Origin of the sequence: Candidatus Poriferisodalis sp. (assembly GCF_965215815.1) — a bacterium.
Classification (GTDB): Bacteria; Actinomycetota; Acidimicrobiia; order Acidimicrobiales; family Poriferisodalaceae; genus Poriferisodalis.
Genome location: NZ_CBDCEO010000012.1, coordinates 1,480,005 through 1,493,031, shown reverse-complemented (window position 1 = coordinate 1,493,031; position 13,027 = coordinate 1,480,005). Strand labels below are relative to the sequence as shown.

10 protein-coding genes and 1 pseudogene are annotated in these 13,027 nt (G+C 63.5%); 5 read left to right on the top strand and 6 right to left on the bottom strand.

The features are described 5' to 3' along the window. Positions 1 to 24: 24 nt before the first annotated feature. Both ACOOHB_RS08585 and ACOOHB_RS08580 read right to left on the bottom strand, forming a co-directional pair. A complete protein-coding gene (locus ACOOHB_RS08585) occupies positions 25 to 1,329 on the bottom strand; it encodes an MFS transporter (RefSeq protein WP_420444368.1) in 1,305 nt (434 codons plus the stop codon). Between the two features lie 11 nt (positions 1,330 to 1,340). Beyond that, positions 1,341 to 2,201 carry an enoyl-CoA hydratase/isomerase family protein gene (locus ACOOHB_RS08580; protein ID WP_420444367.1) on the bottom strand — a complete coding sequence of 287 codons (861 nt, stop codon included), beginning with the start codon at positions 2,199 to 2,201 and terminating at the stop codon, positions 1,341 to 1,343. Positions 2,202 to 2,537: 336 nt separating this feature from the next. On the opposite strand from ACOOHB_RS08580, the gene recA reads away from it, so the two are divergent. The 5 genes from recA to miaA all read left to right on the top strand — a co-directional run bounded on the left by recA (position 2,538) and on the right by miaA (position 9,919). Further along, on the top strand, positions 2,538 to 3,617 hold the full coding sequence (gene recA, locus ACOOHB_RS08575) for a recombinase RecA (RefSeq protein ID WP_420444366.1): 1,080 nt from the start codon (positions 2,538 to 2,540) through the stop codon (positions 3,615 to 3,617). 121 nt (positions 3,618 to 3,738) lie between these two features. After that, complete coding sequence (locus tag ACOOHB_RS08570) at positions 3,739 to 5,544, top strand: flavin-containing monooxygenase (RefSeq protein WP_420444365.1); 1,806 nt, start codon at positions 3,739 to 3,741, stop codon at positions 5,542 to 5,544. Further along, positions 5,538 to 7,301 carry an AIPR family protein gene (locus ACOOHB_RS08565; protein ID WP_420444364.1) on the top strand — a complete coding sequence of 588 codons (1,764 nt, stop codon included), beginning with the start codon at positions 5,538 to 5,540 and terminating at the stop codon, positions 7,299 to 7,301. The genes ACOOHB_RS08570 and ACOOHB_RS08565 overlap by 7 nt, the downstream gene beginning before the upstream one ends. Before the next feature lie 196 nt (positions 7,302 to 7,497). After that, positions 7,498 to 8,964, top strand: a complete 1,467-nt coding sequence (gene miaB, locus ACOOHB_RS08560; RefSeq protein ID WP_420444363.1) for a tRNA (N6-isopentenyl adenosine(37)-C2)-methylthiotransferase MiaB — start codon at positions 7,498 to 7,500, stop codon at positions 8,962 to 8,964. Beyond that, entirely contained in the window at positions 8,900 to 9,919 is a 1,020-nt protein-coding gene (gene miaA / locus ACOOHB_RS08555) for a tRNA (adenosine(37)-N6)-dimethylallyltransferase MiaA (protein ID WP_420444362.1), read from the top strand. Before miaB ends, miaA begins: the two co-directional genes overlap by 65 nt. Positions 9,920 to 9,961: 42 nt before the next feature. Here miaA and ACOOHB_RS08550 read toward each other — a convergent pair whose 3' ends face one another. The 4 genes and pseudogenes from ACOOHB_RS08550 to hflX form a co-directional block, all read right to left on the bottom strand. After that, positions 9,962 to 11,116, bottom strand: a complete 1,155-nt coding sequence (locus tag ACOOHB_RS08550) for an aminotransferase class I/II-fold pyridoxal phosphate-dependent enzyme (protein WP_420444361.1) — start codon at positions 11,114 to 11,116, stop codon at positions 9,962 to 9,964. A gap of 23 nt (positions 11,117 to 11,139) precedes the next feature. Further along, positions 11,140 to 11,241, bottom strand: a pseudogene (locus ACOOHB_RS08545) (type II toxin-antitoxin system RelE family toxin); the annotation flags it as partial. Positions 11,242 to 11,399: 158 nt separating this feature from the next. Continuing rightward, entirely contained in the window at positions 11,400 to 11,651 is a 252-nt protein-coding gene (locus ACOOHB_RS08540) for a type II toxin-antitoxin system Phd/YefM family antitoxin (protein ID WP_420444360.1), read from the bottom strand. Between the two features lie 23 nt (positions 11,652 to 11,674). After that, positions 11,675 to 12,928 carry a GTPase HflX gene (gene hflX, locus ACOOHB_RS08535; RefSeq protein ID WP_420444359.1) on the bottom strand — a complete coding sequence of 418 codons (1,254 nt, stop codon included), beginning with the start codon at positions 12,926 to 12,928 and terminating at the stop codon, positions 11,675 to 11,677. Positions 12,929 to 13,027 lie beyond the last annotated feature (99 nt).

Sequence of the window (13,027 nt, the reverse complement as noted above, 5' to 3'; positions counted from 1 at the left end):
CCGAAAGGAGCCGGCTGCCCGGCCTCAGCGTACGCGGCTTCCGCCTAGCGGCACGAGCGTCCAGACACTGGGCGGAGACAGCTGCTGCGGCGACTGCCGTGCCACCGTGTCAGCGAGCGGCTCGAGCGGCACAGGGTCGTGCGTCAGCCTCCAGATGAAGAGCACGCCTGCGAGCGCCGCACCCGTCACGACCGCGATCGGCAGCAGTGTCCCACCTGAGCGCTCGTGGAGCGTGAGCATGACGATCGGGCCGATCATGCTCCCGATCCCGTAGCAGAAGAACAATCGCCCGAGCACGGTGCCGATTCCCGCCACGCCGAACAGGTGAGGTGTCACATCTCCCTGCAGGGCAACGAATCCGCCGTAACCGACGCCCAAGAGAACGGCGAACACCACGATCTGCGCGTAGCGGTCCGATGCGAAGAACCAGATCACATACGCGATCGGCAGCAGCGCAAAGGAGATCTTCAGCAACCGCACCGATCCCAGGGCTCGGGCGAAGCTGGTCAGCAACAGCCGGCCGAAGATGCTCGAGGCGCCGACGATGGAGACCAGCAAGGCCGCCGCGCTCGAACTGATGCCGACGGAGCGAGCGAAGGGAATGAGGGCTGCCAGCGAACCGATGACCGGCACCGCAAACAGCGTGGAGCCGATCGTCAGCTGCCAGAACGCCTTGGTCCGCACGACCCGGCGAACGTGCTCGCGCGGATGCGCGGTCGCGACGATGGGCGTGCGTCGTACGAGCAGGAGACACACCAGCACCGTGACCGCTCCGATGACTGCGAGCCATCGGAACGCCTCACGCCAACCCAGATATTCGATCATCCGCTCGGCGAGCGGTACCAGCACCATGGTCCCTAGGCCCGGTCCGGTCGCGACCAAGCCTTGAGATACCGCCCGATGCCGCAAGAACCACGACGCAGCAGTCGCGAACAGCGGCGAAACGAACAGGCCCGAGCCCAAGCCGCAACCGATCCCGTAGACGAGGTAGGCGTGCCACAGCTGCGAGACCGACGAGGTCGCGATTAAGCCGGCGACGAACATCGCTCCGCCCACTGCCAGCAGCGGCCGTGGCCCGACGTGATGCAGCAGCGGCCCTGAGATGATCCCGGTGCTGAAGAACAGGAACGTGGCGATCCCGATCATGATCGAGGTGCCGCCCTGGCCGGTCCCGAATTCTTGGGACATCGACTCGATGAACGCGCCGAAGGTATAGATGGTGCCGAACGCCACGCCGGTGGCCAGCCCGGCACCGATCGCCACCAGCCAGGCGCGCCACGAGTCGATGAGTTCTGGATTGCCCTCAAGTGGGGAACCGGTGGCTGCCACTGCCGCGAGCTTCAGCTGTCAGTACTGATGTCGGCGACCAGGTCGGCCACCCGCATTTCGCCCTCGCGGGTCTGCCCGCCGAGAGCCAGGAACTGCTCCATCGCCGGACGAGCCTCGGGCGTGCGCATGAGCTGCTGGAACAGGTACTGCTCGGTGAACAATCCCTCTCGCAGCGGCAGATCGTCGGCGGCGTTGACCGCCTGCTTGGCCAAAGCGACTGCTTGGGGCGGGAACTTCGCAATGCGATAGGCCAGATCGGTTACGAAGGGTCGCAGCTCGTCGGCGGGGAGTGCCCGGTTCAGGTAGCCCCATTGCTCGGCGGTACGTGCGTCGAGGTCGACGCCGCCCAGGATCACCTCCATGGCGCGCCCGCGTCCCACGAGCCGGGGGAGACGTTGTGTGCCGGTCCCGCCGGGCAGGATGCCGATGGGCACCTCCATCTGGTTGATGAAGGTGCGATCGATGGCGCCGAAGCGCATGTCGCACGACATGGACAGCTCGCTGCCACCGCCGCCGACCCGTCCTCCGATCTCGACGATGGTGGCCTTGCCCATCGTGCGGTAGCGCTCGCACATGGCGTGAAAGCCCCCGAGTTCAGTCGGGCGCTCAGCCGGTCCCTCGGTGGGGAAGCCGAGAATCGCCTCCACGTCGAAGTGCGCGATGAAGAAGTCCGGATTGTCGCTGCGCAGCACGACCACCCGCACGGAGGCGTCGTCGGCAACGTGCGCGCTGAACTTGGCCAGCTCGCGGAAAAGCGCCGGCGTCATGACGTTGATCGGCGGGGCGTCAATGGTTGCGAACACGACGCCGGCATTGCGTTCGATGTGCAGCAGCCCGAAGTCGTCGTCGGTGATCTGAGATGGGGAGCTCATGGGGCGCAGCGTGCCACATGGGTGCGACGCGATGACGTGCCGGCCGCTCGCGCGCACACACGAGACGTGACTGAGTACTCCAATCTCGGCCTCTGGCCTTGACACGAACTGATGTTCGGAACTACATTGCTGTCATTCGCAATGGTTGCTGCAACAGCGCACGGCGCTTGAGCAGAGGCCGCCAGTGCAGCGACGTGCGGCGCACTAAGCGCGACCGCCGTCCGAGGGAGATCAACCGGCAGAAAATCACCCGTGAGTTGTCACACCCCGCTCCTACGGTGCCACCAGACGGCATCGCACACCGGGTGCGGCCGGCGGGTGTCCGAGGAGGACGACATGGATAAGCAGGATCGGGAACGAGCACTGGATATGACGCTCACACAGATCCGACGCCAGTTCGGCGACGGGTCGGTGATGAAGATGGGCGAGAAGCATCACATGGCTGTCGAGGCAATCTCGTCCGGCAGTCTCGCGATCGACCTGGCGCTCGGCATCGGCGGCTTTCCCCGCGGCCGAGTGGTGGAGGTGTACGGGCCTGAGGCGTCGGGCAAGTCCACGCTCGCCATGCACCTGGTGGCCGAGGCCCAGCGAACCGGCGGCGTCTGCGCCTATGTCGACGCCGAGCACGCGATGGATCCGCTGTACGCGAAGAACATCGGCGTCGATGTGGACGAGCTGCTGATCTCCCAGCCCGACACCGGCGAGCAGGCGCTCGAGATCACCGACATGCTGATTCGCTCGGGAGCGATCGACGTGGTGGTGATCGACTCGGTGGCAGCGCTCACGCCGCGGGCCGAGATCGAGGGCGAGATGGGCGACCACCATGTCGGCTTGCAGGCGCGTCTCATGTCGCAGGCGCTGCGCAAGCTCACCGCCAACCTCAGCAGGACCAAGACGATCTGCGTGTTCATCAATCAGCTGCGCGAGAAGATCGGCGTGATGTTCGGCAGCCCCGAGACCACGTCGGGTGGTCGGGCGCTGAAGTTCTACTCGTCGATCCGCATCGACATCCGCCGCATCGAGGCCATCAAGATCGAAGGCGAAGTCGTGGGCGGACGCACACGCGTCAAGATCGTCAAGAACAAGGTGGCGCCGCCGTTCCGCCAAGCCGAGTTCGACATCATGTTCGGGCAGGGAATCAGCCGCGAGGGCTCGCTGCTCGATGTGGGCGTCGAGCACGGCATCGTGAAGAAGTCCGGTGCTTGGTACACCTACGAGGGCGAGCAGCTGGGCCAAGGTCGCGAGAACGCAAAGAAGTTCCTGATCGCCAATCCAGAGGTCACCGTCGAGATCGACGGCCGGATTCGTTCGACGCTCGGCATCGGAGTCGATGGTGAGGCTGACGACGATGCCGATGTGCTTGACCGTCTCGACGATGCGCAGGCGACCCGGGCCGAAGGTGCCAGCGTCGACTGAGCCAATCGGACGGCGCAGCGCGCAGGCCGCCCTGGCGAATCGGCACCGCACGACGGCGTTGCCCTAGCCTGATCCGGTCATAGGCGAACGGGGCGATCGGTCTCGGATCGGGGAGCGACGGGTGGCGCAGAAGACCGGCAAGCAGAAGATCGAGAAGCCCCAGAACGTCTTCAACTTCGATTACTCGCGCGACGCCGACGGCCGCCCGCCGCAGTCGTACTACGACGACATCAAGCAACGGTTTGCCGAAGAACGTGACCTGCGACTGAGTTATCGGCCTCCGGGCACAGCGATTTACACCTCCGACCTCGTCGACGATCTGGCCCGCTACTCCGAAGATCCATACGCAACCGAGCGCATCGAGCGGCCGCCCGTGCGCGATGACGTCGAAGTGCTGTTCATCGGCGGAGGCTTCTCCGCACTGCTCACCTCTGCCCGGCTGCGTCACAAGGGCGTCGAGAGCATCCGGATCGTCGAGCGCGGCGCAGATGTCGGCGGCACGTGGTACTGGAATCGCTACCCGGGCGTGGCGTGCGACGTCGTCTCCTATGACTACCTGCCCTTGCTGGACGAGACCGGCTATGTGCCGTCGCGTCACTACGCGACCGGCGACGAGATCTTTGAGTACTGCCGCCTGATCGCTCGCAAGTACGAGCTATACGACCTGGCGATGTTCCAGACGACGGTGACGTCGACGGTTTGGGACAGCCAAGCCGAGGTGTGGCGCATCAGCACCGACAGAGGCGACGAGATCACCGCCCAGTTCGTTATCTGCGCGAACGGCACCCTCGCGAAGCCCAAGCTGGCGGTCATCGAAGGGATGGAGCGGTTCACGGGCCACTCGTTCCACACGTCGCGCTGGGACTACGACTACACCGGCACCGATCTCGAAAACCTCCGGGACAAACGTGTGGGCATCATCGGCACTGGTGCCACCGCAGTGCAGGCCATCCCGCAGCTCGGCGAGATGGCCAAAGAGCTCTACGTCTTCCAGCGCACGCCGTCGTCGATTGACATCCGAGACGATTGGGAAACCGATCCGGAATGGGCGGCGAAGCTGAAGCCGGGCTGGCAGGCCCGCCGACGAGAGCGGGCGATGGCAGGCCCGCGCTTGAGCGAGGAGCAAAAGGCGCGCCGTGCGGCGATGTCACGCGAGGAGAAGATCCGCCGGCAGGAGAACGCCAACATCGATGCGATGATGCGCATACACCGGCGCATCGACGAGGTTGTGGACGACCCGGTGACGGCTGAGGCGCTGAAGCCCTGGTACATGCTCATGTGCAAGCGGCCCTGTTTCCACAACGACTACCTGCCCACGTTCAACCGGCCCAATGTTCACCTCGTCGACACAGAGGGCAAGGGCATCACCCAGATCACCGAGGCGGGCCCGCTCTTCGACGGTGTCCAGTACGAGGTCGATCTGCTCATCTATGCCACGGGCTTCGAGGTGCAGCAGACCGGCATCTACAACCAGATTGCGGGCGAGGGTGGCATTGAGCTCAACGACAAGTACTCCGAGGGCATCCGCACATTGCTGGGGATTCACACGGCCGGATATCCGAACCTGTTCATCATGGGCGGGTATCAGGCCTTCTTTGCGTTCAATCTGACTGACGTGCTCAACAGCCAGGGCGAGCACATCGCTGAGTGCATCGACTTTGTGCGAACCAACGGCTTGCACACGATGGATTGCCAGCCCGAAGCCGAGGAGTGGTGGGTGCAGCAGGTCATCGCGAACCGCGGCAAGACCACCCGCAACCGTGACTGCACGCCTGGCTACTACAACTTCGAAGGCGCCGAGAACCGTCGCCAGGACGGCAACTACAACGGCAACATCAAGCAGTACCTAGGCTTCATGGCGCACGCCCGCGACAACATGTCGCAGAATTTCGCCTTCACACACGAGAGAGTATCAAGCGCATGTTGACTGAAGAGAAGAAGACCCAGATCATCGAGGCGGTCGACCAACTCAATCAAGAATTTGGCACGAATTCATATACGATCTTCGCAGCGGGGCTCTTATTGGCGAGCGGTGATTATGAACAGTTGATGCGTGAGGGCCTTCTCGATGGCCACGACGATAAGAAAATTGACTTTTGCTACATAGATCGTGAGAGCGGACGCGCAATTATAATACAAGCCTATACACGAGATGGTTGGAAAGATGATACACCCAAAGCAAATAAGGCGAGCGATCTAAACGCCGCATGTGCATGGCTCTTGGATTCTGACATCAATCTGATTGCTAGGTCGGATGTAAGAGCCGCTGCCGAAGACCTTAGAGATGCATTGAGCTCTGGCGATCTACATGAAATTGCAGTGTACTTTCTGCACAACTCAAGCCCAAGTACGATCGCACAGCAGGAAATGCGAACCGTCGAAGACTCTCTAAGGAACAAACTCAAGCAATGGGCCGAACAATCGGGATCTCAAATAAACGGAGTAGCGAGAGAGCTAAGCCTCCATGACGTATCGGACCTCTATGACCAGCGTCATGCCGCAATTACTATAACCGATGAAATCAGGCTTCCGATAGAACACAACGCGCACGAGGCGGAAGGCGACAATTGGCGCGGGCTATCGGTAACAGTACGTGCCTCCGAGCTGGTGAGACTCTCCGAGCAGTTCGGCGACGCCTTGACGAGCGCGAATATTCGAGACTACCTCGGTCGGAGATCATCTTCGCGCAATATTAATCAGCAGATTCGGCGCACAGCGAGTGAGGAACCGCAGAATTTCTGGGTCTACAATAACGGCTTAACTCTCATAACGCGCGGGTTTGAGCTGAAGCGATCGTCAGTACTGTGTCAGGGCCTTGCTGTAACGAATGGTGCACAAACCTTAGGAAGTCTGACAAGCGTGGATTCTAGAGAAACACTCAATGATGTGCTGCTGCCAGTGCGGATCATAGAATCAGCCGATCCAACGCTGATTGAGAATATCATACGCTATAACAATACTCAGAATCCGATTAGGCCCTGGGAGCTCCGCGTATTAGACCGCACTCAGGCGCGGATACAGGATGAATTCGATCAAGAACTTGGAATTGCCTATCAGTTTCGCCGCAGCATCGTGCGGACTTCGAGCCAAGATATCCATCTCTCCAAGCTCGCACCCTGGTTAGCGGCCTTTCGCGGAGAGCCAGTTCTTGCTCATCGAAATAGCCCTCAATTATTCGAGAATGAGCGTACCTATCGAGCCTTGTTCAACGACGAGACCGATATTCATCAGCTTCTCCTAGTGTATCGTCTTGGTGAAGCTGTCGGGGCAACGAAAGACAAGCTACGTAGAACAGTGCAGGATGGCCGTGCGACCGAGTTTCAATCCAAATCGTATGGATACTTTCGATATGGAGCATTTGTTACGGCGGTAATCTATTTTGCGTCTGAAGTCTTGTCGGAATCCTTAGGCATCCAAAGGCAGTCGAAGGATCAGCTTCGACTGAAGCCAGATCTGGCCTCGGATCGAGCGTTGGCGATTGCCTATTTCCAAAGGTTGGTTGAGTTTACGATCGCGCCAATTCCAACGTCTTTGGATGGTAGCGAGGCCTATTCGCGTCTCCGCAGTGAAGAAGGAATTGCCGCGGTACGTGATCGAGTCTTGGTTACGGTGGCTCAAATGCGCGCTGCTCAGCAAGATGCGGCACTGGATGCGCTCACGGAGGGTGTCTTAGTGCTGCCATAGGTTATCGAAGCTCGGCGCGATCTCATTGAGGTGGGCAACGCGAGCAATCATTTTCTTGATTGGTGGCGGATTGTGTAACTGTCTCCGGGCGCATGCGATGCTTTCTGTGAACAATTGTGCCGCTCTTGCCTTGGATCGTTCGAGATTGGGTTCGGTAGCGTCCTGAGATCGATGCGGCGGCTCTAGCCTTGAGGGCGTGAAGGACAGCGAGTACGGCGTCCAGCGCAGTTACTTCGTGCGCACCTACGGGTGCCAGATGAACGTGCACGACTCCGAACGGATCGCCGGCCTGCTGGAGGCTGACGACTTGGTGGCCGCGCCGACGATGGCCGACGCGGACATCATCGTGCTGAACACCTGTTGCATCCGCGAGAACGCCGACAACAAGCTCTACGGGCAGCTCGGGAACCTCAAGCGTCTCAAAGAGGAACGACCCGAGGTGCAGATCGCCGTTGCAGGCTGCCTGGCACAGAAGGACCAGGACCTTGTACGCGAGCGGGCTCCCCACGTCGACGTGGTCTTCGGTACCCACAACGTGAGCCGCGCCGCCGAACTGCTGGCCGATGCGCGGGTTTCAGGGCCGGTGACGGAGATCCTCACCGAGTCCGAGGAGTTTCCGTCGGCGCTGCCGGTTCGCCGTGAAGCCCAGCACGCAGCGTGGGTCACGATCCAGATCGGCTGCGACAACTCGTGCGCCTTCTGCATCGTGCCGTCGGTTCGGGGCCGCGAGATCTCCCGGCCGTTCGGCGAGCTCATCGACGAAGTGTGCAGGCTGGCGGCCGACGGTGTCAGCGAGGTGACCTTGCTGGGGCAGAACGTCAACAGCTACGGCCGAGACGTGACCCTGGCGTTGCGCGGCACGAACGGTGAGATCGATGCCGCATGGCGTGCCGGCGAGACCTGGGCGGGTGGACGCCGCACGGCACGGCCGCTGTTCGGTGATCTGCTGCGCACCGTCGGCACAGTCGATGGCATCGAGCGAGTGCGGTTCACCAGCCCGCACCCGAAGGATCTGCGCACCGACGTCGTCTCCGCCATGGCACAGACGCCGGCGGTGTGCGAGCACCTTCACCTTCCACTGCAGTCCGGCAGCGATGAAGTGCTGGCCGCCATGCACCGGGGCTACACCGCTCAGCGCTACCTCGAGCGGCTCGGCGCAGCCCGTGACGCTGTTGCGGACTTGGCAGTGAGCACCGACATCATCGTCGGCTTCCCCGGAGAGTCCGAAACGGACTTCGCTGCGACGCTCGAACTCGTCGCAGAAGCCCGCTTCGACAGCGCGTTCACGTTCGTCTTCTCGCCCCGACCCGGCACCGAGGCTGCCGAACTGACCGATCAATTCGTCGAGCCGTCCGTGGCAGCCGAGCGCATGGAGCGGCTGCGAGCCGTTGTCGAGCGTTCGGCACGACTGGGCAACGAGTCGCGTGTCGGCCGGATCGAAGAGGTGCTGATCGAGGGGCCGTCCAAGCGGGATCCGAGCACATTGACGGGGCGTACCCGCCAGAACCGCCTGGTGCACTTCTCGACGCCCGAAGTGCTGCGAGTCGGCACCTATGCACGGGTACACGTGCGCCAGGCCGCCACGTTCCACTTGAGCGGTGACCTTGTCGAGGTCACGGCGCCTGCGCGGTACCGCACCCGCATCCCGGTTGCTGCGCGCTGAGGTCAGCGCCATGGGCGGCGACAGCATCAGCCTGCCGCTGGTGATCGTGGGACCGACTGCGTCGGGCAAGTCGGCGCTGGCACTGGAACTCGCACGTCGCGACCGCGCACGGCAAGGGGGCGGGGCCGCGGTGGAGCTGGTGTCGGTCGACTCCATGGCGGTGTACCGGGGGATGGACATCGGCACTGCCAAGCCCACCGCAGCCGAGCAGGCTGAAGTCCGGCACCATCTCATCGACCTCGTCGATCCGGCGGAACGTTTCACCGTGGTCGACTACGCCACGGCGTTCGAAGCGACCATGGCCGACATCGCTGCACGTGGCGCCGTTTCGCTGCTGGTCGGCGGCACCGGTCTGTACCTGCGCGCCGTCGTCGACGGCTTGACCCCGCCGCCGGAGTTCGGATCGATCGCGGCGGAGCTGGAAGCCGAGGCGCAGGCGACAGCGGACGGTGTCGTCGCTCTGCATCGCCGCCTTGGCGAACTGGATCCGCTCGCAGCTTCACGTATGGAGCCGACGAACGTACGACGTGTCGTGCGGGCGCTCTCGGTCTGCCTGGGTACCGGCCGGCCGTTCTCGTCGTATGGGCCGGGTCTGCAGACCTACCCCGAGGTGCCCTTCCGGATGTTGGGCGTCGACCTTGACCGGGACACGCTCGACGAACGCATAGCGGACCGCTATCGCCGACAGATCGAGGAAGGTTTCGTGGACGAAGTGCGGCGGCTGATGGAAAGCCCAATGTCGCGCACGGCCGCTCAGGCCCTCGGTTACTCCGAGCTGCGTGCCAACCTTGCAGGGGAGTGCTCGCTGGACGAAGCGCTCGAAGCTGCCATCGCACGGACCCGACGCTTCGCTCGCCGGCAGCAGCGTTGGTTCGCCCGAGACCCGCGGATCACTTGGATCCCGTACGGAAGCACCTCAGAGATGGCAGACCGAGCACTACAACTTGAAGCCTGATGGCTCCGGATCGCGCTGAACCCTCAAGTTCAGATCGAAGGTCTAGCTGAGGCGGGATTCAACCATGTCGAGTGCATCGTCGGTCAGCACGGCGGCTATCCGCACACGATCCGCCCCGGACGGGCCGTAGAACTCGCCTGGGGATACGAGAATCCCCGCCTCCGCCAGCAGGGTGCGGGTAAACGCCCACGCGTCACCGTCAGGAGCCTCAGCCCACAGGTAGAACCCGCCACGCGGAAGGGGAGGCTCGGGACCGAAGCGACCCACGATGCGTGCGAGACGCCCGAGCCGCGATCGGTAACGGTCTCGTTGTTCGGCCACATGGACTTGGTCGGCCAGCGCCGCGGCTGCCGCTGCCTGGGCGGGACCGGGAACCATGAATCCGGCGTGCTTGCGAAGCTCCCGCAGGTAGTGGACGAGTTCGGGGTCGCCCGCGTAGAAGCCCACCCTCACACCGGCCAAGTTGGACCGCTTGGAAAGGGAATGGACGGCCACAACGCCGTCCACCTCTGCGCGCCGGGATTCAGCTGTCGCTGGAGCGGCGTCGGTCGGTGTCAGGATCGTGCGAGGCGGTCCGTCCCAAGTGAACTCGGCATAGCACTCGTCGCTGAAGACCGGCACGCCCCGTTCCCGACCCCACCGAGCAGCCGCACCGAGATCATCGAGGCCGCCAGCGGGATTGCCAGGCGAGTTGACCCACAGCACCAATGCCCTTTCGGCATCGGACTCAGTGATGGCGTCGAGCTGGATCGACCAATGCTCATCCGCCGGCACGGGCACCGCCCGACAGCCGGCCAGCTCAGCCCCCATGGCATAGCTGGGGTAGCTGACCTCGGGGTACAGGACGGTGTCGCGATCGGGGGTGCGCAGGCGCAGCCAGTGGGGCAGCCCGGCCACGAACTCCTTCGAGCCGATCGTTGCTGCAACCTCAGCAGCGGCATCGACCTGCACACCGAAGCGTTCCTCGCACCAACGTGCAGCGGCCTCTCGCAAGTCAGGCGTGCCGATCGACGGTGGATATCCCCGCTCGGAATCCGACCCGCCGAGTGCGGCCAGCACAGCGGGCGACGGCGGATCCACCGGCGTGCCGATGGACAGATCCACCAAGCCGCCTCGATGGCGGTCAGCCAGCGGCTTCAGTTCGTCCAGCCGGTCGTAGGGATAGGGCGGCGGGACGAACCCGGTGCCTGAGGTCACGATGACATCATTGCCCGATTCAGTCAGGGCCGATAGACGTCGCGGCGATGGCCGACACGGATTACCTGGATCAGCAAGCGGTCGTCAACGACTTCATAGACGATGCGGTAGTCACCGACTCGGACCCGGTATACAGAGACCTCGTCGGCGAGAGCGAGTTAGCCTGGGGGACGGGGCTCGTCGGCGAGCAGGTCCACCGCTGCGCGAACGCGCAATTGCTCTCGGCGTGGCAGGCGAGCGATCGATTTCACGGCTCGGCGCGCGATCTCGACCTTGTATTGGCTCACCCAAGTCCCAGCTCGGCCTTGACCTCGTCCCAAGGCACGTAGTCGTCTTCGGCGCGTGCGGCGTCGAGTTCACGGCGGTCCTGCTGATCGTCCGCGCTGTCGACGAGTCGGTCGAAAGCCTCCGGGCCCAAGATCACTGCCACCCTGCGGCCGCGCCGTGTCACCGTGACCGGCTCACCCGACCGACGGGAGTCCTCGATCACTTCGGCCAGCCGATTTCGTACCTCGCTGACTGCAAGCTCTGTCATGTACGAATCGTACATATGGAAGGTCACTGCAGTGGAGCGTCTTCTCGTTCTGAGCCTCGCGTCACGAATTCTGCGAACACGCTGCGCGAAACGTCGTCCAGGCGTGCATGGACGACGGTGCCGTCGTCGTCGTGGGTCTCGGTGAGCACCTCGCCTTCGCGGTGCACAGCGGCCAGGGCGTCGCCACGGGAGTAGGGGATGCGCAGCTCGGTGACCTTGGTGAGGTGCCTGAGCCGGTCTCCGACAGCAAGCAATAGCTCGTTGACGCCATCGCCGCTGTTCGCCGAGATCGCATGCGAGCCCTCGTAGCGCGCCAGCAGCGGCCGGACCGTGCCGTGGTCGGTCGCGTCGCTCTTGTTGAACGCGATGAGCTCGTCAATATCGCCGGCACCGATCTCGCGCAACACTGAGCGCACGACGTCAATGTGCATCTCTGGTTCTGCCGCCGAAGCGTCCACGATGTGCACCAGCAGATCGGCCTCGGCCACCTCCTCGAGGGTCGACATGAACGCTTCGATCAGTGAGGTCGGCAGCTTCTTGATGAACCCGACCGTGTCAGTGAGCAGCACCGTCTCGCCGCCGGGAAGCTGCAGGCGCCGCGTGGTGGCGTCGAGCGTCGCGAACAGCCGGTTCTCCACCAGCACATTGGCACCGGTGAGACGCCGAAGCAGGGTCGACTTGCCGGCATTGGTGTAGCCCACGATTGCAACCGTGTGATAGCGAGAGCGGCGGCGCGACTTGCGCTGGTTCAGCCGGGTCCGCCGCAGACCGCGCAAGTCCTTCTCCAGCCGGGCAAGGCGCCGCTGAATCCGCCGGCGATCAACTTCGAGCTGGGTCTCGCCCGGCCCCCGGGTGCCGATGCCGCCGGCCTGCTGGGACAGCTGCCGCCCCCGGCCACGCAGGCGGGGGAGCCGGTAGCGGAGCTGGGCCAGCTCCACCTGGGCCTTGCCCTCGAGCGTGGTGGCGTTCTGGGCGAAGATGTCGAGGATCACCGCAGTGCGGTCGAGTGCCGTGCGCTTGAGGATCCGCTCCAGATTGAACTGCTGCGCCGGCGAGAGCTCGTCGTCGAACACCACCGTGTCGGCGTCGTGTTCGAGCGAGGCATCCAGAATCTCGTCGGCCTTGCCGCGCCCGACAAACGTTGCAGGGTCCGGCGAGTCCCGCCGCTGAACGATCCGGTCCACCGCGTCGGCCCCGGCGGTGTCAACCAGCCGCTCCAACTCGTCAAGGTTGGCATCCACCTCATCAGCAGTCCGCGCAGCCAGCTGCACCCCCACCAGAACGATCTGCTCCCGGAAAGCCCGGTCAATAAGCCCAGACTCAGCCCCCCCAAACTCCCCAAAACCCCCCCGATGGGATTCAGCGGACGGCGCCGC